Origin of the sequence: Marinobacter sp. CH_CUG1437-1 (assembly GCF_037029655.1) — a bacterium.
GTDB classification, from domain to species: domain Bacteria; phylum Pseudomonadota; class Gammaproteobacteria; order Pseudomonadales; family Oleiphilaceae; genus Marinobacter; species Marinobacter salsuginis.
This window is the reverse complement of sequence record NZ_JAYMEW010000003.1, coordinates 155,583-176,005: the sequence shown is the minus strand read 5'-3', so window position 1 is coordinate 176,005 and position 20,423 is coordinate 155,583. Positions and strand designations below refer to the sequence as shown.

The 20,423-nt window shown below is 57.8% G+C and carries 19 protein-coding genes; 12 read left to right on the top strand and 7 right to left on the bottom strand.

From position 1 onward, the window contains the following. Positions 1-75: 75 nt before the first annotated feature. Positions 76-1,383: an urea ABC transporter substrate-binding protein gene (urtA, locus tag WA411_RS09515; RefSeq protein WP_291906424.1), complete on the bottom strand. Its 1,308-nt coding sequence runs from the start codon at positions 1,381-1,383 to the stop codon at positions 76-78. 352 nt (positions 1,384-1,735) lie between these two features. Here urtA and atzF point away from each other — a divergent pair, with 352 nt between their 5' ends. The 7 genes from atzF to WA411_RS09480 all read left to right on the top strand — a co-directional run bounded on the left by atzF (position 1,736) and on the right by WA411_RS09480 (position 8,996). After that, complete coding sequence (gene atzF, locus WA411_RS09510; protein ID WP_291906681.1) at positions 1,736-3,550, top strand: allophanate hydrolase; 1,815 nt, start codon at positions 1,736-1,738, stop codon at positions 3,548-3,550. A 45-nt stretch (positions 3,551-3,595) separates the two neighbouring features. Next, positions 3,596-4,288 carry a GntR family transcriptional regulator gene (locus WA411_RS09505; protein ID WP_291906426.1) on the top strand — a complete coding sequence of 231 codons (693 nt, stop codon included), beginning with the start codon at positions 3,596-3,598 and terminating at the stop codon, positions 4,286-4,288. A 470-nt stretch (positions 4,289-4,758) separates the two neighbouring features. Next, entirely contained in the window at positions 4,759-5,028 is a 270-nt protein-coding gene (locus WA411_RS09500) for a ComEA family DNA-binding protein (RefSeq protein ID WP_069184402.1), read from the top strand. A gap of 152 nt (positions 5,029-5,180) precedes the next feature. Beyond that, positions 5,181-5,960, top strand: coding sequence for a (Fe-S)-binding protein (locus WA411_RS09495; RefSeq protein WP_136630142.1), 780 nt, complete (start codon positions 5,181-5,183; stop codon positions 5,958-5,960). After that, positions 5,957-7,396 carry a LutB/LldF family L-lactate oxidation iron-sulfur protein gene (locus tag WA411_RS09490; protein ID WP_291906431.1) on the top strand — a complete coding sequence of 480 codons (1,440 nt, stop codon included), beginning with the start codon at positions 5,957-5,959 and terminating at the stop codon, positions 7,394-7,396. Before WA411_RS09495 ends, WA411_RS09490 begins: the two co-directional genes overlap by 4 nt. Continuing rightward, a complete protein-coding gene (locus tag WA411_RS09485) occupies positions 7,393-8,046 on the top strand; it encodes a LutC/YkgG family protein (protein ID WP_069184405.1) in 654 nt (217 codons plus the stop codon). The genes WA411_RS09490 and WA411_RS09485 overlap by 4 nt, the downstream gene beginning before the upstream one ends. Next, positions 8,043-8,996 carry a DMT family transporter gene (locus tag WA411_RS09480; protein ID WP_291906434.1) on the top strand — a complete coding sequence of 318 codons (954 nt, stop codon included), beginning with the start codon at positions 8,043-8,045 and terminating at the stop codon, positions 8,994-8,996. Before WA411_RS09485 ends, WA411_RS09480 begins: the two co-directional genes overlap by 4 nt. A 6-nt stretch (positions 8,997-9,002) precedes the next feature. Here the strand turns inward: WA411_RS09480 and gloA are convergent, their stop codons facing one another. After that, on the bottom strand, positions 9,003-9,551 hold the full coding sequence (gene gloA, locus WA411_RS09475; protein WP_136630144.1) for a lactoylglutathione lyase: 549 nt from the start codon (positions 9,549-9,551) through the stop codon (positions 9,003-9,005). Between the two features lie 299 nt (positions 9,552-9,850). Continuing rightward, positions 9,851-10,987, bottom strand: coding sequence for an alkane 1-monooxygenase (locus tag WA411_RS09470; RefSeq protein WP_291906436.1), 1,137 nt, complete (start codon positions 10,985-10,987; stop codon positions 9,851-9,853). Positions 10,988-11,238: 251 nt separating this feature from the next. On the opposite strand from WA411_RS09470, the gene WA411_RS09465 reads away from it, so the two are divergent. Further along, the gene (locus tag WA411_RS09465) at positions 11,239-11,898 is read left to right on the top strand and encodes a GntR family transcriptional regulator (protein ID WP_291906438.1); all 660 of its coding nucleotides are present in this window, start codon (positions 11,239-11,241) and stop codon (positions 11,896-11,898) included. Positions 11,899-12,054: 156 nt separating this feature from the next. Here the strand turns inward: WA411_RS09465 and WA411_RS09460 are convergent, their stop codons facing one another. Next, a complete protein-coding gene (locus WA411_RS09460) occupies positions 12,055-12,360 on the bottom strand; it encodes a hypothetical protein (RefSeq protein ID WP_291906440.1) in 306 nt (101 codons plus the stop codon). Between WA411_RS09460 and WA411_RS09455 the strand changes: the two genes are divergently transcribed. The 4 genes from WA411_RS09455 (at position 12,359) to WA411_RS09440 (ending at position 17,685) form a co-directional block, all read left to right on the top strand. Next, on the top strand, positions 12,359-13,270 hold the full coding sequence (locus WA411_RS09455) for a DUF6160 family protein (RefSeq protein WP_291906442.1): 912 nt from the start codon (positions 12,359-12,361) through the stop codon (positions 13,268-13,270). The two genes, WA411_RS09460 and WA411_RS09455, sit on opposite strands and share 2 nt — an antisense overlap. A 65-nt stretch (positions 13,271-13,335) precedes the next feature. Next, positions 13,336-14,394 carry a lysylphosphatidylglycerol synthase transmembrane domain-containing protein gene (locus tag WA411_RS09450; protein ID WP_291906444.1) on the top strand — a complete coding sequence of 353 codons (1,059 nt, stop codon included), beginning with the start codon at positions 13,336-13,338 and terminating at the stop codon, positions 14,392-14,394. Then, complete coding sequence (locus tag WA411_RS09445; protein ID WP_291906445.1) at positions 14,391-16,634, top strand: glycosyltransferase; 2,244 nt, start codon at positions 14,391-14,393, stop codon at positions 16,632-16,634. Before WA411_RS09450 ends, WA411_RS09445 begins: the two co-directional genes overlap by 4 nt. Positions 16,635-16,737: 103 nt before the next feature. After that, the gene (locus tag WA411_RS09440; RefSeq protein ID WP_291906447.1) at positions 16,738-17,685 is read left to right on the top strand and encodes a YbgA family protein; all 948 of its coding nucleotides are present in this window, start codon (positions 16,738-16,740) and stop codon (positions 17,683-17,685) included. 51 nt (positions 17,686-17,736) lie between these two features. Here the strand turns inward: WA411_RS09440 and WA411_RS09435 are convergent, their stop codons facing one another. From WA411_RS09435 to WA411_RS09425, 3 genes are all read right to left on the bottom strand, one after another. After that, positions 17,737-18,468: a DUF481 domain-containing protein gene (locus WA411_RS09435; RefSeq protein ID WP_291906449.1), complete on the bottom strand. Its 732-nt coding sequence runs from the start codon at positions 18,466-18,468 to the stop codon at positions 17,737-17,739. A 21-nt stretch (positions 18,469-18,489) separates the two neighbouring features. Continuing rightward, positions 18,490-19,509, bottom strand: a complete 1,020-nt coding sequence (gene trhO, locus WA411_RS09430) for an oxygen-dependent tRNA uridine(34) hydroxylase TrhO (RefSeq protein ID WP_291906450.1) — start codon at positions 19,507-19,509, stop codon at positions 18,490-18,492. 144 nt (positions 19,510-19,653) lie between these two features. Further along, positions 19,654-20,385, bottom strand: coding sequence for a DsbA family protein (locus tag WA411_RS09425; RefSeq protein ID WP_291906453.1), 732 nt, complete (start codon positions 20,383-20,385; stop codon positions 19,654-19,656). Between the last annotated feature and the right edge of the window lie 38 nt (positions 20,386-20,423).

Below are 20,423 nucleotides of genomic sequence, written 5' to 3'. Positions count from 1 at the left end.
CAAGCGTGTTGCGGGGAACAGCCGGGAGCGGCGCTTGCCACCCCCGGTTGTCCATGGTGCTATGCCAACTGAGCCTTACTCGGCTTCAGCGGCCATTTCGCCCGCAGAGGCGCCACAGGTGCCGGTTGCGGTGTTGAAGGTTCCGCAGAACATCGGCTTGCGCCAATCTGCAATCATGTCCCGCGAACCAGGCAGGTAGTCAGACCAGGCGTCGCCAGCGACCAGCGACGGGGTTTCCCAGACGACGGAGAACTGGCCGTTGTCCTGGATCTCGCCGATCAGCACCGGCTTGGTGATGTGGTGGTTGGGCATCATGGCGGCGTAGCCACCGGTGAGGTTGGGCACGGTGACACCGATGATGGCGTCTTTCACCGCGTCAACGTCTGTGGTGCCGGCCTTCTTGACCGCCTCGACGTACATATTGAAGCCGATGTAGTGGGCTTCCATCGGATCGTTGGTTACGGCTTGCTCGTTGCCGGTGTGCTCAATCCACTGGTCGATGAAGTCGTAGTTGGCGTCGTTGTCCACGCTCATGAAGTAGTTCCAGGCAGCCAGGTGGCCAACCAGCGGGCCGGTGTCGATACCGGAGAGCTCCTGCTCACCCACGGAGAAGGCAACTACAGGAATGTCGGAGGCCGCGATACCCTGGTTACCCAGCTCACGGTAGAAAGGTACGTTGGCGTCACCGTTGATGGTGGAAACCACGGCGGTCTTCTTGCCGGCGGAACCGAAGCGCTTGATGTCAGAGACAATGTTCTGCCAGTCGGAGTGACCAAACGGTGTGTAGTTGATCATGATGTCTTCCTTGGCCACACCCATGTCCATCAGGTAGGTCTCAAGGATCTTGTTTGTGGTACGCGGATATACATAGTCGGTACCTGCCAGAACCCAGCGCTCTACCCCGATTTCGTTCATCAGGTAGTTAACCGCAGGAATCGCCTGCTGGTTGGGCGCAGCGCCGGTGTAGAAAACGTTTTCGGAGGATTCCTCACCCTCGTACTGAACCGGGTAGAACAGAAGGCCGTTCAGCTCTTCCACCACCGGCAGCACGGACTTACGGGAAACCGAGGTCCAGTTACCGAAGATTACGTCGACCTTTTCCTGGGCCAGCAGCTCGCGGGCTTTCTCGGCGAACAGCGGCCAGTTGGAGGCCGGGTCTACAACAACCGCTTCCATCTGACGACCAAGCACACCGCCTTTGGCGTTCTGCTGTTCGATCAGCATTTCAACGGTGTCTTTCAGAACGGTTTCACTGATGGCCATGGTGCCGGACAGAGAGTGCAGGATACCCACCTTGATGGGATCTTCCGCCGCAATGGAATTAAAAGAGATGGAAAGTGCGAGTGCAGAGAGGCCAAGTTTCACGTGTTTTTTAATAGTCATTTCAGGCGTCCTTTTCTTAGTTAGGTATGCAGTTCGTCTTAAAACGCAGCAGGGCCTCTGCATCTGCTGTTCCACACACCTCACATCTCATTTAAAAACAATTAGTTATCTAGTATACAAGGCAAATTCCGCAGGCCAGCACCACTAAACATGCCTCCAGAGCACAGCATTCATGAGCGTTTTTGGTGCGCCCGCACCTGATGCGGGCAGATCTGAATCGTCCCGTGCATCAAAAAAACTCATAACCTTATGTTTTTCAGTCACTATCGATAAAAATCGGTAAATGGCACAGGCATTGCCATTCCTCATGTATACAAGTTGATTACGCACATGAGGAAGACGAATGCCTTCAATGCTCGGATGGACCATCAAGGACTGGCAGAACGCTTATAAGGAGGGCGCTACGCCCAGTTTTCTGCTGGGTGAGTTGCTGACCGGCCTGGATTCAAACGATGCTGCGTGGATCTCGATTCTGGACCAGGAAGGGCTGGGTAAAGCGCTGTCTGAGCTGGATGAGGAGCTCGAGAAGGCTGGTGGCGATATCAGCACGCTGCCTCTTTACGGCGTTCCGTTTGCGGCGAAAGACAACATTGATGTGGCCGGGTTTGAAACAACCGCAGCCTGCCCTGCCTTCGCCTACACGCCGGCGGAAGATGCCCACACCGTGGCCAGACTCAAGGCCGCGGGCGCCGTGGTGATTGGCAAAACCAATCTGGATCAGTTTGCCACCGGCCTGGTAGGCACACGCTCCCCTTATGGTGCAGTCCCGAACACGTTCAAACCGGAAGTTATCAGCGGCGGCTCCAGCTCCGGCTCAGCATCGGTTGTCGCGCGAGGGCTGGTGCCTTTTGCCCTGGGTACCGACACCGCCGGTTCCGGCCGGGTGCCTGCCGGGCTGAACAATCTGGTGGGCCTCAAGCCAACCAAAGGGCTGTTCAGCATTCGAGGCGTGGTGCCGGCCTGTCGTTCGCTGGACTGCGTATCCATTTTTGCGCTCACCGTAAACGACGCCGGCCTGGTGTCGGATACTCTGGCCGGCTTCGACGCCGGCGATGCCTTTTCGCGCAAGTCCCCGGACGCCTTACCGCTTGATGGCGCCGCCCTTCGGCGACCTGGACCCATTAAACGACTCGCCATTCCCGAGCATCCGCACTGGTTTGGCGATCAACAGTCGGAAGCGGCCTGGAACACGGCCATCAGCCAGTGGCGTCAGCAGAATGTGGAACTGATTCCATTGGACTTCAGCCCCCTGCTGGAACTCGCCGCGTTGCTCTACGAAGGCCCCTGGGTGGCAGAGCGCCATGCGGCCGTGGAATCGTTCATGGCCAGCCATGGCGATGAGATGAATCCGGTGGTCAAAAGCATTATCAGCAAGGCTGCGAACTTCAGCGCCACCGATACGTTCAAGGCCCTTTACCGCAAAGAAGAACTGCTTCGCCAGATCGATGAGCTGCTGGCAGACGTGGATGCCCTGCTGGTACCCACGGCTCCGACCGCGCCCACCATCGAAGCGGTGAATGCAGACCCGGTGACCCTGAACAGCCAACTGGGCACCTATACCAATTTCGTTAACCTGGCCGACATGAGCGCCCTCGCTGTGCCAGCGGGATTCCGGGATGACGGCCTGCCTTTTGGCGTTACCCTGATCAGCGGCGCGTGGAAAGACGCGGAGCTGCAACACCTGGCCTGCCAGTGGCTGAATTCACACCCCACACCGTTGGGCGCTACCGCCCGGGCGCGCCCCGAGGAGACACCCGGGGCCGCCATTTCCACACCCACCATCAAGGTGGCGGTTGTTGGCGCCCACCTCAGTGGCATGCCCCTGAACACGCAGCTCGGTGAGCGCAATGCGGTGCTGCTTGAGCAAACCACAACCTCGGCCCACTACCGGCTGTTCGCTCTGCCAAACACCACACCGCCGAAGCCCGGGCTGAAGCGCGCGGCCCCGGGCGAGGGGGAGGCAATCATTGTGGAAGTCTGGGAGATGCCCGCCTCCGCCTTCGGTTCCTTTGTGGATCTGATTCCCGCGCCCCTTGGTATTGGCAACGTTGAACTGGCAGATGGCCGATGGGTCAACGGTTTTATCTGCGAAGGCTATGGTTTTGAGGGTGCAGAGGATGTCACGGAATTCGGTGGCTGGCGCGCCTATATCGCCTCCAGATCCTGAGCATGGCGGGTAAATCTGGCGCCTGACGGGGGACAATCGGAGCCAATGGCAAACCAAAGAAGAAAAGAGTCCGTGGCAGACAGGGTGTATGAAGCCCTGAAAGAGGACATCTTCGAGTTCCGGCTACTTCCGGGCGACCGATTCAGCGAGGGAGATATCGGAACCCGCCTGAATGTGAGCCGGACGCCCGTCAGGGAGGCGCTTTACCGCTTGCAGCGTGAGGGCCATGTGGAGGTGCTGTTCCGCAGTGGCTGGCAGGTAAAACCGTTTGATTTCCGGCAGGTGGAAGAGCTCTATGACCTGCGCATCACCCTCGAGCGGGCGGCCGTGCACAAGATCTGTGGCCTGGCCGAGGAACCGGAAGCATTGCGCACACTCACCGCCCTCTGGAATCCGGATCATCCATCGGAGCGCGCGGTGGGCAGCACGGTCCGGATGCTGGACGAAAGCTTTCACTGCGATCTGGTCGCCGCCGCAGGGAATCGGGAAATGACGCGGATTCATCGGGAGATCACCGACCGGCTCCGGATTGTGAGGCGCCTGGACTTCAGCCGGGAGGAACGGGTGGATGCGACCTACGTTGAGCATGCGGCCATTCTGGAGGCCTTGAGGAGCGGCATGGCCAGCGAGGCCGCCGATCGGCTGACCCGCCATATCCGTGCCAGCCAGAAGGCGGTTCGGGCGATTACGATGGAGCGAATCCGCGAAGCCGCTGAAGCCCACCGCGGCGGGCAATAAATTGCCTCGGAGCCCCCGAAAATACTGAACTCTGGTTCATTTTGCTCGCCTCCGAAATGCTTACAAATCTGTAAGACATATCGCACAACCCCCGGAGCGATTCTCCGATAGGTAGGAATTCTAACCACAGTAGAATGGTCAGTGTCAGGGATGACAAGCCAGCAAGGAATGTTGGCCCAAGGACGAGAGCTTCAAGGATCGAAGCCGCAAGGATGAAAACTCCATGGATATGGAGTTGCCCAAAGGATCAGGGCTTACAGGGATGACCGCAGGGAAGACGCGCTCAGGATGAGTCGCACGCCTGAGGGAACAGGCAGGGGTCAGCCACGGAATCGGGGATCACAAGGAATGTGGTCCCGTCCGTGCACTCCCCATCCCCACAGACATTTCTGCTCTCTTCTTACATTTCGCTTCTGCTGCTTTGCGCCCTGGCACACAACCATAAATGCAAATCTCAGGAGCTTGAATTCATGAAGCGCACACCGCTTTTCGCAACCCTCATTCTGCTGTTCAGCCTGGTTACCGGTTTTGCTTACGCCCAGGAAGCCGCTATCAATATCAACACCGCCGACGTGGCCACCCTCGCCAGCCTGAACGGCATTGGCCAGAGCAAGGCTGAAGCCATCGTTGCCTATCGCGAAGCCAATGGCCCGTTTGCAGTGACTGCAGATCTGGCAAACGTGAAAGGCATTGGCGAGCGCACTATCGAGAAGAACGCCGCGCGCCTGACCGTCAAGTAATACCCCGGGCAGTGGCGCGCTGCCGCTGCCCATCTTCCCTTCCTGCATCGCTCCATTTTCGATTTCAGGCTGCCCATAAAGTCGTCTGGCAACACCGCGCTCGCCACCCTATTATTGCTAGATAACAATTCAAAAATGACGAGCGTCGGCCCATGGTTGATCCCATTAAGGTTTATCCATCCAAACCTTCAAAAGTGTATTTCTACGGCACCTGTCTGGTGGACATGTTCTACCCGGATGCGGGCATTGCTGGTGTGGAGCTGCTGGAGCGTGAAGGCATTGAGGTGCTGTTCCCACAGGACCAGACTTGCTGCGGCCAGCCGGCCTACACCTCCGGTTACCATGATCAGGCCCGATCGGTAGCCCGTGCCCAGCTCGACCTGTTTCCCGGCGACTGGCCCATTGTGGTGCCGTCCGGCTCCTGTGGCGGGATGATGCGCAAGCACTACCCGGATCTGTTCAAGGACACCCCGGATGAAGTCAAAGCCGCCGAGGTGGCTGGCCGGGTCTGGGAACTGACGGATTTTCTGCTGAACGTTTGCCATATCAAACTGGAAGACCTGGGTGAGCCCACCACGGTTGCCATGCACACCTCCTGCTCCGCCCGCCGTGAAATGGGCGTGGCCGAGGTAGGGCCAAAGCTCCTGGGCCAGTTGAAGAACGTGAATCTCGTGGAGCAGGTTCGGCCGGAGGAGTGCTGTGGTTTTGGCGGTACCTTTGCGGTTCGCCACCCGGAGATTTCCGGCGCCATGGTAAGCGAGAAAGTAGATGCACTGGTGGAGACCGGCACCAGACAGTTTGTCACCACCGATTGTGGCTGCCTGATGAACATTGCCGGGTACGCCGAGAAGAACCAGAAGCCTGTTGAAGGCCAGCACATTCTCAGTTTCCTGTGGTCGCGCACCCGGGGCAAAGGGGGGCAGCAGTCATGAGCGAGACAGCCGAGCACACTGGCCATCACATCGACGTAAAAGAGTTCCACCCGCGGGCTCAGGCGGCCATTCATAACCCCAAGATCCGCAAGAACTTCCGCAGCGCCATGGACGGATTGATGTCCAAGCGCAAGACGGCATTCGAGGGCTGGGATCTGGAAACCCTCCGGGAGCTGGGCGCCAATGTTCGCCTGCGTGCCCTGGCCAATCTCCCCGACTTGCTGGAGCAGCTTGAGAAAAAACTGACGGAAAACGGCATCAAGGTGCACTGGGCGGTGGACGGCGACGAAGCCTGCCGGATCGTGCGGGATATCTGCAAGGCCCGGGATGCGAAGACGGTGATCAAGGGCAAGTCCATGGTCTCCGAGGAAATGGAGCTGAACCATTACCTGAAAGCAGAGGGAATTGAAGCCCTGGAATCGGATCTTGGCGAGTACATCGTGCAGTTGGCGGATGAGACGCCCTCGCACATCATCATGCCCGCGATTCACAAGAATACCGGTGAGATCTCCAAGCTTATGCACGAGAAAACCGGCACGGATCTCTCCAACGATGTGGAATACCTCACCGCCAGCGCCCGCCAGCAGCTGCGGGAAAAGTTCATGAACGCGGATGTTGGCGTTTCCGGTGTGAACTTCGCGGTGGCAGAGACCGGCACGCTCTGTCTGGTGGAAAACGAGGGTAACGGCCGGATGACCACGACGGTGCCAAAGTGCCACATCGCCGTAACCGGCATCGAGAAGGTGGTGCCGAGCATGGAGGACGTCTCCGCCCTGCTCGCCCTGCTGACAAGGTCTGCCACCGGCCAGCACATCACCACTTACTTCAATATGATTTCCGGCCCGCGCAAGGCCGAAGAGCTGGACGGCCCCGAGGAAGTTCATCTGGTGCTGGTGGATAACGGCCGCTCGTCGATCTACCAGGACGATGAGTTGCTGGATACCCTGCGCTGCATCCGTTGCGGCGCCTGCATGAACCATTGCCCTGTGTACACGCGAGTGGGCGGCCATGCTTATGGCACCACCTACCCGGGCCCCATCGGCAAAATCCTGATGCCGCATCTGATTGGCCTGGACGAAGGCCGGCACCTGCCCAGCGCCTCCAGCCTGTGCGGCGCCTGTGGCGAAGTCTGCCCGGTCAAGATTCCCATACCGGATCTGCTGGTGCGCCTGCGACAGGAATCGGTGGATGGTGACAACCTGCACCCGGCCAAGGTCCGTGGCCATGGTGCCAAGCGAAGCTCAAAAGAGGCACTGATCTGGAAAGGCTGGGCCTGGATGCACGCAAGCCCGGGCATTTACCGCTTTGGCACCAGCGCCGCGACAAAATTCAGGGCATTGCAGCCCTCGAAAGCGGGCGCCTGGACCGACTACCGCACGGCCCCCAAACTGGCGGCCAAAACTCTGCACCAACGGATGAAGGAGCGTGGCCAATGAGTTCCCGGGAAACGATTCTTCAGCGTTTGCGCAATCGGACGGGTGGCGAACTGACGGTACCGGAATGCGACTTCTCGGTTCTGGTTCGGGACGACTGGTCCACGGCAGAACGCATCGAGCGGTTCGAGAAGATGATCGAATCTGTGCATGGGGAAGTTCACCACTGCACCGAAGACATGTGGATGGACAGACTGGCCGAGGTGCTGAGCACCCGTGGCGCCAGAAACCTGCTGATCCCGAAGCAGCACGAAATCGGCCAGGCCCTGCGCAATGCCGGTCGTGAGAACCTGCCGGAACTGCTGATCTACGACGAGCCGATCGAAAGCTGGCAGGCCCATCTGTTCAACGAGGTGGACGCCAGCATCACCTCCACCCGCGGCGGTATTGCCGAGACCGGCTCGCTGATCCTGTGGCCGAACACTGATGAGCCACGGCTGATGAGCCTGGTACCGCCGGTTCATATTGCCATCCTCAAGGCCTCGGAGCTTTACACCACCTTCCACGAAGCGATGAAGGCCCAGAACTGGGCCGCTGGCATGCCGACCAATGCCCTGCTAATCTCTGGCCCTTCCAAAACCGCCGACATCGAGCAAACCCTTGCCTACGGTGTTCACGGTCCCAAAGAGCTGATTGTGTTGATTATTGAATGATCCAAGGCGCCCTGTTGATCGCCCTGGCTGCCCTGCTATGGGCGACCACGGGCATTGTTGCGAAATTTCTGTTTACCGGTACCGAGCTGCAGGCCATTACGTTGGGCTTCCTGCGACTGGCGGTGGCCTTGCCTTTTTTCTGGCTGCTGATGCGGCGGGAGCAGACACGCCTTGAGCGCGCCAATCCGGGCGCCAGCGTGCCCGGTAGTTCGCTGCGAAGCCTTACGCGCAAGACCCTGATTCCGTTGGCGGCGCTTGGTCTGTTCCAGGCGTTTTACCAGGGCAGCTACCTTCTGGCCGTAGACCTCACCGGTGCGGGCATTGCCACCCTGATCGCGCTGTGTTTGCCTCCGGTGCTGGTGGCCATTCTGGCTGCGCCCCTGCTGGGAGAGAAGCCCAGCCTTTTAACCGTTCTGTCGTTGTTCGCGGCCATTGCAGGCACCGCCATGCTGGTTCTCAGCGATATGGACACCACCGGTACACTCCGGCTCGCCGGCATTCTGGTAGCGTTACTGGCCGCCTGCGTGTACACCGGGTTCACGCTCACCAGCCGTTACAGCTCTGCCGGTACACCGGTGTTCACCACGGCGTTTATCTGTTTCTTTACGGCAGCGCTGATTCTGTTGCCGGTGGTGGCGCTGACTGGCGGGTTCGGGGGGCTGGAAACCCTCAACTTCGGCCACTGGCTGATGGTGATCTATGTGGGCGTGGTGCCAACCTGCATCGGCTATGTGTGCTTTTTCACTGGCATGAAAACGACACCGGCCACGCTTTCCAGCATCATCGTGACTCTGGAACCGCTATTTGTGGCGCTGCTGGCCTGGGTATTTCTGGAGGAGATTCTGGGGCCGATTGGCATTGCGGGGGCGCTGATTCTGACCGCAGCGGTGGTGGTGGCCTCCCGCTACGGTCGTAAACCCGCAGCCGGCCAGGGGGCCGGTGCGGAGTAAGGAAGATCAGTCTTCCTTACGCTGTTTCTCGAGCATGTCCGGCTGCAGGATTTCGATCCAGTAGCCGTCCGGGTCTTTGATGAAGGCCAGGCCTTTCATCTTGCCGTCGTCCGGCTTTTTCACGAATTCCACACCGAGCTTTTCAAACCGGTCGCAGGCGGCATAGACGTCTGGCACGGCAACACCAATGTGGCCAAAGCCCTGGGGCTCGTCGTTGCCATTGTGGTAGCCAAAGTCGTTGTCGTCTTCGGTGCCCCAGTTGTGGGTCAGCTCAAGCATGGCTTCGCGGCCGAAGGTGTAGGTGGTCCGGTGGGCGTCGTCTTGGGGCACGAGGCCAGCCTGACGATCATCCAGGTAACCCAGGAAATACAGGGTGAACTTCATTTCGGGGAAGTCCAGTTTGCGAACCAGGCGCATGCCCATCACTCGGGTGTAAAAGTCCATGGAGCGCTCGGGTTCCTTGATGCGCATCATGGTCTGGTTGAATACGTAGCCTTCGGTTTCGGGAACGGGGTCTTCGTGCAGACCGGGGGCTTGTTCGAAATGCTTGGGCATTTTGGTTTTCCCTTCTTTTTCGCAGGATTTAACTATTATACCTGTGTGCGTTTCATGAAGATTTCAAGGGCATGAAAAAAGACCCCGGGGCCAGAGACGAACCGCCGGGGTCTTGAGGGCCGGTTTTTGGCCGGCGTTTCTTCAGAGACGCTCTGAAGCTTGGTGGCTGGCCGAGGCATGAGGGGTTTATTTCTTCCGGGAAGCCGAACTCGCTTCGCTCAGACAGTCGTTTCCCTGCAGAAATAAACCCCTCACACCCCGGCCGACCGAACTTTTGGGTCAGCCCGCCGTTTCTCGGGCTAGACCAACTGGTGTTCTTCGCCTTTGTAGTAAGCCTCAACTCTTGGGTTCATTACTCGCCGCCAGAGTGGGGGGAACATCGCCAGGACGATCATGGCAGAGTAGCCGGCCGGTAGTTGGGGGGCTACGTCGTGGTGGCGGAGGATCTGGTATCTGCGCTTGGCCCAGGCGTGGTGGTCGCTGTGGCGTTGGAGGTGGAACAGGAAGACGTTGGTGAGGAAATAGTTGCTGTTCCAGCTGTGTTCGGGGCCGGTGCGTTCGTAGCGGCCGTTTTCGAGTTTTCTGCGGTGCAAACCGTAGTGTTCTAGGTAGTTGACGATTTCCAGCAGGGTGAAGGCGATAAAGCTCTGCCCCAAAAAGAAGGCGGCGCCGAGCCAGCCGAAGGCGATGGTGAAGGCGGCCAGTACTAGGGCGCTGAGGCTGTACCACCAGATGAGTTCGTTGTGCCAGCTAACAGTCTTGTGGCCTTTGCGTTGGAGGCGTTCGGCTTCGAGCTTCCAGGCATTGAGGAAGTTGCGCACGTAGGCCTGGGGCAGAAAGTTGTAGAGGGACTGGTTGTAGCGTGAGGAGGACGCGTCTTCGGGTGTGGAGACGTGCACATGGTGGCCGCGCAGGTGTTCGACTTTGAAGCCGGCGTAGCAGACCAGTGACAGCAGGAAGCCGCCAGCCCGGGTTTCGAGTTTGTCGTCTTTGTGGATGAGTTCGTGGGCGACGTTGATGCCGAGGCCACCGACGATGCCGATGGAGACGATCCAGCCAATGCTTCCTATCAGGCTGAATGTACCGGAAGCCAGTTCCAGCATGCTCCAGACCAATAAGGCTGCGAAACCGGCGACCCAGCCCAGTGTGATCGCCTTGTAGAAGCGCTCGCCGACCATTCTTGGCTCGTCGGTTTCTTCATCCGGGTTCAGTGAATCCTTGCCGAGCAGCATGTCCAAAACCGGGATGATCCCGAAGACGACGACGGGGACGCCCCAGGAAAACAGGTTTACCAGATCAGTGGCGTGGCCGGCGGCCAGCAGCAGAGGGGGCAGCACCAGCGGCACCATGGCGATCAGGTAGCTGTACTTCTTGAGGGTCAGCAATATTCGCCGGCGGGTGGCCTCACGATTTACCGATAACTGCGTCGTGCTCATTGGGTTATCTCCATCAAATGCTTGTTGGTGAAACTCTGATCACCTGTTGTTTTATGCATTATTGTCCTACAATGCATCAGTCGTCAACTGATAGGCGGGAGTTTTTTGACAATTGCCAGGAACCCTCAGCGGATCAAGGCGTTGTGACTGTCAGATTCAGAGGCTGTGATAAACTCATGCGCACGCATCCCCACGCCGGCCGGCTTACCGCAGCAGCCGACCGGTTTTTAAGACCTGTTCAGAGAGCCTTTATGGATTTTCAGGTGCCCAACACTCTGGCCGAGCAGATTGCCAATTACCTGGCCGAGCGGATCATGACCGGGCAGATTCGCCCCGGTGAGCGGATTCAGGAGGCGACCCTGGCCGGTGAATTAAAGGTCAGTCGTGCCTCGGTGAAGGAAGCCCTGTACACCCTGGAACGCTGGCATCTGGTGGAGATCACGCCCCGCAAGGGTGCTTCTGCAACCCGGCTGGACGCGGCCCATGCCTCCGAGCTTTACGATGTATACATGCATTTGCTGATGATGATGGCGGTGCGTTTATGCGAGCGCTGGCAGGAGAACGATAAGCCTCTGGTGCTTGGGGCAGTGAGCAAGGCTGTTGAAAAGATCAACGAGGGCTCTGCCGACATCTCCGGGGTGGTTGAGGCGAGTTTTGATGTGATGGATGCCTGTTGTGAGGTGGTGGGGAATCCTTATCTCACGGAGGCTTTGTCGAATTTCAAGCCGGCGGTCAGTCGGGCCTATTATCTGAGCGCGGATCGGTATCGGCGGGATCTGGCGCAAACCAGTGAGTTTTTTGCCAATCTGCCACAGTCGGTGTTGGCGCGGGATTCGGATGAGGCGCAGGCTCTGATTCGGGAGTTTGCGGAGCACCAGAAGTCTCTTATTCAGCAGGCTTTGGCTTCTTAGTCCAGGTTTTGCCTGCCGGCTTGAGACGCATGCAAAGCGAGCAGGCAGGCCTCCCAAAACACGCTGTGAATACATCCGTGTACGCTTGGCTCCGCCATCCATGGCTCCGCACAGTTTTGGGAGGCCTGCCTGCCCGCTTCGCCCCATCCTCTGTGGTTACATATACATGTGACAGGGCTCACAGATCTTTGTCCCTCCCCCGCTTATCGTAACAGTCTGTAACAAACCAAAGTTCTGCTGCATAGGTTGTGCTGTCCCCCTGCGGCCCGGAAGCCCTGTTTGAGCTTCCTGAAAAACATCAAAAAAATGGATCCGGGGCGCCATGACTTTCATTTCCTTCTCAACGTTCTCCAAATCAAATTGCACCTTGCGATTGTTCCGAGCCACCACATCGTTGGTATTAGGTTTTGGTGTCGCCCTACCCGTAACAGCGGATTTCAGGCCGCTGGGCGATGCCGCCATGGCGAGCGTAACCGGTCAGGCGGGTGTCACAATTGAGATGGCAACGAAGATCAGCATTGGTCAGCTGACTTATCAGGATGAAGGACGATTGAATGTGGACAACATACGACTGTCCGGTCAGAACGATACGATGTTGGACAACATGAAGCTGACCATTGATATTGCCGGTCAGAATGAGGTGCTGGATTTCGGGTTTTCGGAGATTGCCCGTCGTGCAGATGCCGGGACGCTGAACCCGAATGATCCCGACGTAGCGGATGCACTTTCTGCCTACAAACAAGCCAATGGCGCGTTTGGCAAGCAGTTCAATGACGGCGATTTGGTGATGCACCTTGGGGCCATCGATTACGGTGATCCCTCCAGCCTTGCCGATCTCCGGGACGCGGTAGATTTCGAGTTGGCGATAGACAGCATTGCGTTGAGCAAGTCTGACGGCAGCGCACCGACCACGACGATGTTTTCGGATATTCTGCTGCAGGGAAACCTTGGGCCGACTGACCTGGTGATTCGCAACTCAGGCAGCAACCGCACGCTTTCAAACGGTAATGTAGTGTCCGAGTCGGAACTGCAGCTCGACAGCCATTTTGAGATCACCAACGGCAGGCTGAATTGGGATGTGGCCGATGTAATTCTGATCTTCAATCTCGCTGCCATCGGTATCGAGGATCTACAGATTCACAACCGCCGGGGCGACGACACTTTGGGGCATTTCGGGATGGCCAACGTCAGTGCCAAGCTGTCCAAAGGAACAAGCGCCGCAACCGGGGTGGAAGGATTATCCATCCATGATGTGGAGTTCAGAGCCGATATTGATATGCCTGTGTTCCGGGTTGGCGACAACAGCATCGGCGGCGTTTATTTCACCGACTTTGCCATCACCAATACCACCATGATGGTGTATGGCCACTAGCCCGACACTGGACACCCACCACACCCTACCCTGTAAACTGCCCGTCTCACTCTGACGGGCAGCCCATGACTCACTCCACGGACATCGACTATTCGAAACGCGCCTCCGGAAAAAAGCTGGCGATGTTCAGCCTGTTGTTTGTGGCTCTTACCGCTGCCGGACTGTATGCCGTTTACGACCTGTTTGCCGAACGCACCCTTACTTTTGATGCCAGGCTGATCGCTCCGGGGACCCTGTTATCGGTGGCTGGTCTGTTGCTGGTTTATTTCATCTCTGATGGCCTTCGGCTCTACTTTACCCTGCGGGCGCTGGGGCATCGGCTGCCCCTGCCAGCGATGTTCCGGCTGGTATTTATCAATCTGTTTTTCTCCAACATCACGCCAATGGCCACCGGGGGCGGTTTCGCCCAGATCTGGTTCCTTAGCCAACATGGCGTTCCGGTTGGCAGGGCCACTGCAGCCACAACGATTCGCACGGTACTGGCGGTATTGTTTATTTTCTCGCTCACGCCGGTATTCCTGCTAACACTCAAGTCCCTGGACGGCAATTCGATTGTCGGTGATATCGGCACCGCGCTGGCGTTTCTGATTGTTCTATACCTCGGTTTCTTCCTGGTGCTTTTGTTCCGGACCCGATGGCTGATCGGCCCGTTGACCCGACTGTTGAAAGCCGCGCGTCGGCTTCACCTGATCAGCGAACGCCGCCACCGACGCTGGCAGTTTAAGGCGCGCAGGGAGATGCTGCGGCTTTCCCGGAGTTTTGGTGATTACCTACGCGGCGCGCCAGTGTTCGTGTGGCTGTCGATTCTCTTCACTGCGGTATTTCTGCTCAGCCTGTTTAGCTTCCCAGCCCTGCTGATGCACAGCCTGGACTACAGTGTGGATTATGTGGTGTCGGTGGGGCTGCTGGTCGTCACCACGTTCGTTATGTATTTCTCGCCCACGCCGGGGGCTTCCGGTATTTCCGAAGGTGTTTTCGGAAGTTTCTTCCGGGATATCCTTTCGGGTAACCACTTGATACTGGTCATCGTCTGCTGGCGCCTGCTCACCATCTACCTGGGCATGATCATCGGGCTGGTGGTGCTGCAGAAGGAACTTGTCGCCAATCGCAGGAGAGCCGGATGATTTTCCGCAACCCCCTCAAGCTTCTGTTCTACCTCTGCCTGCTGGTGGTGTTTCTGCTGGTGGGCTACAAGACCTATCTGAACCTGTTCACAGAGGATTTCGAGGGGATCCATACCGAGCAGGTGGAGCGGATCTATCGTGAGCTTGACCCCGGTGAATCATTCAGCTTTGCGGTGGTGGGTAACATCAACAACTCGGTGGGGGTTTTCGAGGACCGCATCATTCCGGAGCTGAACCGTTCCGGGCTCGATTTTCTGGTCTCGGCGGGTAATGCAGTCAGCGGCGGTGGAGAAGACAAGTACCGTGCCCTCTACGGCACTCTGGGTCATCTGGAGATTCCCTACCTGCTGACCTTCGGCGCCCACGAGTTTGAGGATTTTGGCAGTTTCCGTTTCTACGATCACTTCGGCCCGCACTTCTTCAGCATAGAGGCAGGCGCCGCCCGGTTGATTTTCCTCGACAGCACCGGGAAAACCCCCTGGCGCTGGCAGATCCGCTGGCTGAAGGATCTGCTGGCCCAGGACAACTCAAAGGCCCGAATTCTGTTCATAGGGCATCCTCCCCTGCACCCGGACGAGAACGCTCCGTTCGATCAGAAGGATGATTACCTGGCGCCGCCCGAGTTTCGGGACGCACTGCTCCAGACAATCGAGGAGCATGATGTTGACCGGGTGTTTTCCTCCAACCTGTCGCTCTATTCCGAAAAGACGGTCGGAGACACCACGTTTGTTACCACGGGCGGTGCCGGTGGCCTGGTCATGAACAACGACACCAGTTTCTATCACTATGTGCGGGTGAATGTGGGCGCCGGTGGCGAGGTAAGCCACAGCCTGCAGCGCCTCGAAGTAGGCCAGCACCCGATTCTGAAGCGGCTGGAGAGTCTCTGGTTCTTTATTTACTCCCTGTTCTACACCGGCTACCTCAATTTCATTCTGATTGTCGCCGTGTTTGCGGCCATTGCTATAAAACTCTACGGAGCCATTTTCATCGGCAAGGATTATTACCCGGACTACGATCTGGACCCGGCCCCCTGGCTCGAGAAGCCGATGCGGGTGGCGATGTTTACCAACAACTACCTGCCCTTTATTGGCGGCGTGCCGATTTCCATCGAACGCCTGCGTCGGGGTCTGGAAGCCCTTGGCGATAAACTGCTGATAGTGGCGCCCCGTTACAAGGGACAGCCTGAGGCCGAACCCCACGTACTTCGGGTGCCCTCACTTCTGGCCATGGGAGAAAAGCGGGAATTCAGGTTGGCCAATATTTTCCTGAGCCGGATCCGCAAGCGAGTGCGGGCTTTCAAGCCGGATATTATCCATCTGCATCATCCGTTCTGGCTGGGGTCGCTGGGTCTGTTCGTGGCGCGTACCCTGAGTATACCGGCCATCTATACCTACCATACCCGGCTGGAGCACTATGCCCACTTTGTGCCACTTCCGGGCATGCTGTTCCGGAACCTGATCTCCCACGCCCTGATCAAGCGGTTTGCCAACAAGTGCGACGGCGTGATCGTGCCAACCTACTCGACCGAGGAATACCTGCGGATGATTGGGGTGAAAACGCCGACGTTCGTGCAGCCAACCGGCATCGAATACCACAAATTCCAGGACGTTCAGCAGGAAGACATCAAGAAGCTCCGTGACAGGCTGGAACTGAAAGACGAAAAAGTGTTCGTCAGCGTTTCCCGGCTCTCCAATGAGAAGAATATCGACTTCATGATCGAGGCCATTGATGCTCTCAGGCGGGAAACCGATGTGCCCTTCCGGTTCCTGATGATCGGCGATGGCCACCAGAAAGACCGGCTGCAGAGGAAGATTGAAGACCTCGGGCTCAAACAACACTTCACCCTCGTCGGCGCCGTTCCGCCGGACGAAATGGCCATCTGGTATCGGCTTGGCGATGCCTTCCTGTTTGCCTCGATATCCGAAACCCAGGGCATGGTCATTCTTGAGGCCATGGCCGCCGGCTTGCCGGTAGTCGCGGTTCGATCCAGCGGTATCGAGGACGTGGTTCGGCACGGGTTCAACGGATTCAAAACGCCGGAGAAACAGGACCAGTGGCGGGCGCAGGTGAAAAAACTGCTGGAGGACGACGAACTGCGCGAGAAGCTCTCCTCCCAGGCCCTGGAGTTTGCCGGCGATTATTCGGTAGAGCAGTTTGCCAGTGACGTTCGCACCATCTACGCCACCACCCTGGCCATGTACGACAAGAAGCGAAAAGGATCGGTGCTTCGACCCGAGTAAGTAGGGTTACGGTTTTCCTGGCGGAGCTGATCGGGCTAGACTCAATTCACGTATTATAAAGACAGTTTTCACCCTCGGACCGACCTGATGAATGGAGAGTAACGTGAGCGGTATCCCTGTCGGAATCAGCACCTGCCTGCTGGGAAAGGAAGTTCGCCATGACGGCGGCCATAAACATTCCCGTTACTGCACCCAGGTGCTTTCAAAGCATTTTGATTTCCGCTCCATCTGCCCTGAACTGGAAGCGGGCCTGGGCGTTCCACGCCCTGCCATCCACCTGCGCGAGTACAGTGACGGCCTGCGCCTGATCGAAACCAAGGGGGCTGCGGACCATACCGATGCCATGCAGGGCTTTATCGACCAGGTCATGCCCACCCTGGCTGACCTGCGCGGCTACATCCTGATGGCCAAGTCCCCGAGCTGCGGCATGGAGCGGATCAAGGTCCACAATGAGGATGGCAATGTCATCCGCCGCGATGGCCGGGGCATGTTCGCCGAGGCGCTGCTGAAGGCTTATCCGCTGATGCCGGTGGAGGAAGAAGGACGTCTCAATGACGACATGATCCGGGAAAACTTCATTGAGCGTGTATTTGCCTACGACGACTGGATGCAGAACGTGGCCGGCGACAAGCTTTCCGCTCAGGCGCTGATCGAGTTTCATACCCGCCACAAGTTTCAGCTTCTTGCCCACTCGGAGCGAATCTACCGCCAGCTCGGCCCCATGCTGGGGGACCTGAAATCCGAACCGCTGGCAGACATTGCAGAGCGCTATATCCACTTGTTCATGGAGGCCATGAGCAAGAAGGTGAGCCGGGGTTCACACATGAACGCCATGCAGCACCTGATGGGCTACCTGAGGGATTCCATGGGTGATGAAGACCGCAAGGTACTGATGGAGCAGATGGAGGCATACCGCCGTGGGGAAGTGCCGCTGGTGGTGCCGATGACCCTGCTGCGCATGGCTCAGCGCAGGGAGCCGGTGGACTACTTGCATGCCCAGCAGTATCTGACGCCATACCCGGATGAGCTGGGCCTCAGAAACAACGTTTGATGCTGCAGATGGGGTCAGATGAACACGTCATCTGACCCGGATTTCACGTCCTCAGAAACCATAGATAAGCGAAAGCGACGTTTCCGTGTCGGTGTCTTCGGAGCCTGCGGGCGGATCCGACAGGTGCTTGACCCGGAACGCAGCCTTCATGGAGAGGTTTCCCACCACATTCGCCTGCAGTGACGTTTCCGACTCGGTGACCGTGTTGTTCTCATCCAGTCCGATTTCAGTACTCAGCTTCTGACGGAACAGTGAGTTCTCCGACAGCGCATAATCAAACTGGCCTGCCAGGCGGGCGATCGCCTCTTCTTCGGCATCCTCGCCCTGGGCATTCACCGTTTCCAGTTTGTTGTAGCGATAACCGCCACCGACAGAGAGATCCAGGAAGGAACGCTCGCCGGATGTCCACACACGGTGTCCATAACCCGTCGTCACTGAAGATTCGAAGTCGTAGCCAGAGAAACGGTCGTCCTCGTAGGAGCCCCGAAGGAACCAGTACTGGTTCTCTGCAAACTTGTAGTCAGTTTCCAGGGCGGCCAGATACTTCTCGGCTGTGGTTTCGTCGTCGGTCTCGGAATAATTGGTCCGAAACTCACCCGTGTTGCGCCAGGTTTCGACTTCATGGATCAGCCCCAGGCGCCCCTTGATGTTGGTCTCTTCGGTATTGCCCGAGGTGATCAACACACCCAGCTCGGTTTCGCCCTTCCAGTTGTCTGCCTCCTGCGCACTGGCAAAGGGCGCGATAACAACTGCGGTAATAGCTACGGTCTGTCGTAAATCCATGAAGTCTCCTTTCCGGGTTGGTCAGGCCCTCTCGGTGCTGCTCGCCCTTTCGCCCTCCAGGCTTTTGCGGGCCTGACGTTCTCTTTCAGCCTTTTTCCGGGCCTTGCGCTCGGCGATGATGCGCGCCGCTTCGCCGCCAACGTGGGCCTCACCTCGCTCCTCCGCCAGACGCATCTGGCGTTCACGCTCGGCAAACCGGGCCTTCTGCTCTTCGGTCAGCGAATCGATGCACTGGTGGCAGCTCACACCCTGCTCATACTCGGGACGCTGCTTGTCTTCCTCGGTGATCGGCCGGCGGCAGGCATGGCACTGGTCGTATTCTCCGCGCTCCAGCCGATGGTTGACCGTAACCCGGTCATCAAATACAAAGCACTCTCCGTGCCACAGGCTCTGCTCCTCGGACACTTCCTCGAGGTATTTCAGGATGCCACCCTTGAGGTGATAAACCTCCTCGAAACCCTGCTCCTTCAGATACGCGGTGGATTTCTCGCATCGAATACCGCCAGTGCAGAACATGGCCACCTTCTTGTGTTTCGAAGGATCCAGGTTCTGCTTCACGTATTCCGGGAACTCCCGGAAGGTATCGGTGGCCGGATTGACGGCATTTTTGAAGGTGCCGATTTCCACTTCGTACTGGTTGCGGGTATCAACCAACACAACCTCAGGATCGGAAATCAGATCATTCCATTCCTTTGGATCAACATACGTGCCGACAATCCGCTTCGGATCGATACCCTCCACACCCATGGTGACAATCTCTTTCTTGAGCTTCACTTTGGTGCGTTTGAACGGCTGGATGTCCACAAAGGACTCTTTGTAATCAATGCCGTCGAACCGCTCGTCGCTGGCGATCCAGGCTTTCACGGCATCAATGCCCTCTCGGCTGCCGGCAATGGTGCCGTTGATACCTTCCCGCGCCAGCAGCAGAGTGCCATGCACATCTTTCTCAAGCATCAGGTCCAGCAGGGGCTGGCGGAGGGATTTGAAATCATTCAGAACTGCGAACTTGTACAGTGCGCAGACAACAACGTTGTTGCTCATCATTTTCTCCTGCGGGCCGGATCGTAAATCCGGAGCATGGTTTGGTAACTGTTTGAAAGTCTCGGAGGCCGGAGCCTGAGAGGGCGCAAATTTTAACCAACTCAGGCTCACGATCAAGTGCGGGGTTACCCTTGGAGCAAAGCGTCAGTCCGCCTCATTGGCCAGTTCACGCTCAACCACGGCAGAAAGTTGACCCCAGCCGGGACGAGTCAGGCGGATGTTATCCACCAGAACCGTTGGTGTGCTGGTGACTCTTAGTTGCATGGCCACCTGGCGGCTCTGCTCGACAGCTTCACGGTGCAACTCGGTAGTCATGCACCGGCGGAAGCGCCGTTCTTCCAGGCCCAGATCACCGGCGTAGCGAGAAAAGGTGGCAACCGGATCGTTTGAGCCGCTCCATTCGGTCTGGGAATCGTATAGGCGATCGTGCATGGCCCAGTAAGCGTCCTGATCCCCGGCACACCGGGCAGCCTGGGCCGCTGGCATGGCATTTTGATGCTGCTGCAATGGCAGATCAAAGTAGACGAAGCGAACCTTGCCCGCCTCCACATACTCTTCCTTCAACTGCTTGCTGGCAGAGGAAAAGTTTCCGCAGGCGGGGCACTGGTAGTCGGCAAATTCACGCACCACTACGGGGGCATCCTCGGGGCCAACAGAGACGCCGTACTGGTCCAGCTGGGCCGGGAAATCATCGGCATTGGGGGCGGCGACGGGCAGTTCGTCAGAGGTCGGCTCGGGTGCGGCGGTCAGGAAAAAGACACCGAGGAGCACGGCGGCCAGAACTAGCAGACCAATACCGGAATACAGCGGCTTATTGGATTTTGCTTTTCGGGGAGGCGGTGCGCCGGTTTCCTTGCGACGTTTTGCTTCACCCATGGAAGGACTCCTTATTCTGTTTATGGTTTCCGGAATTA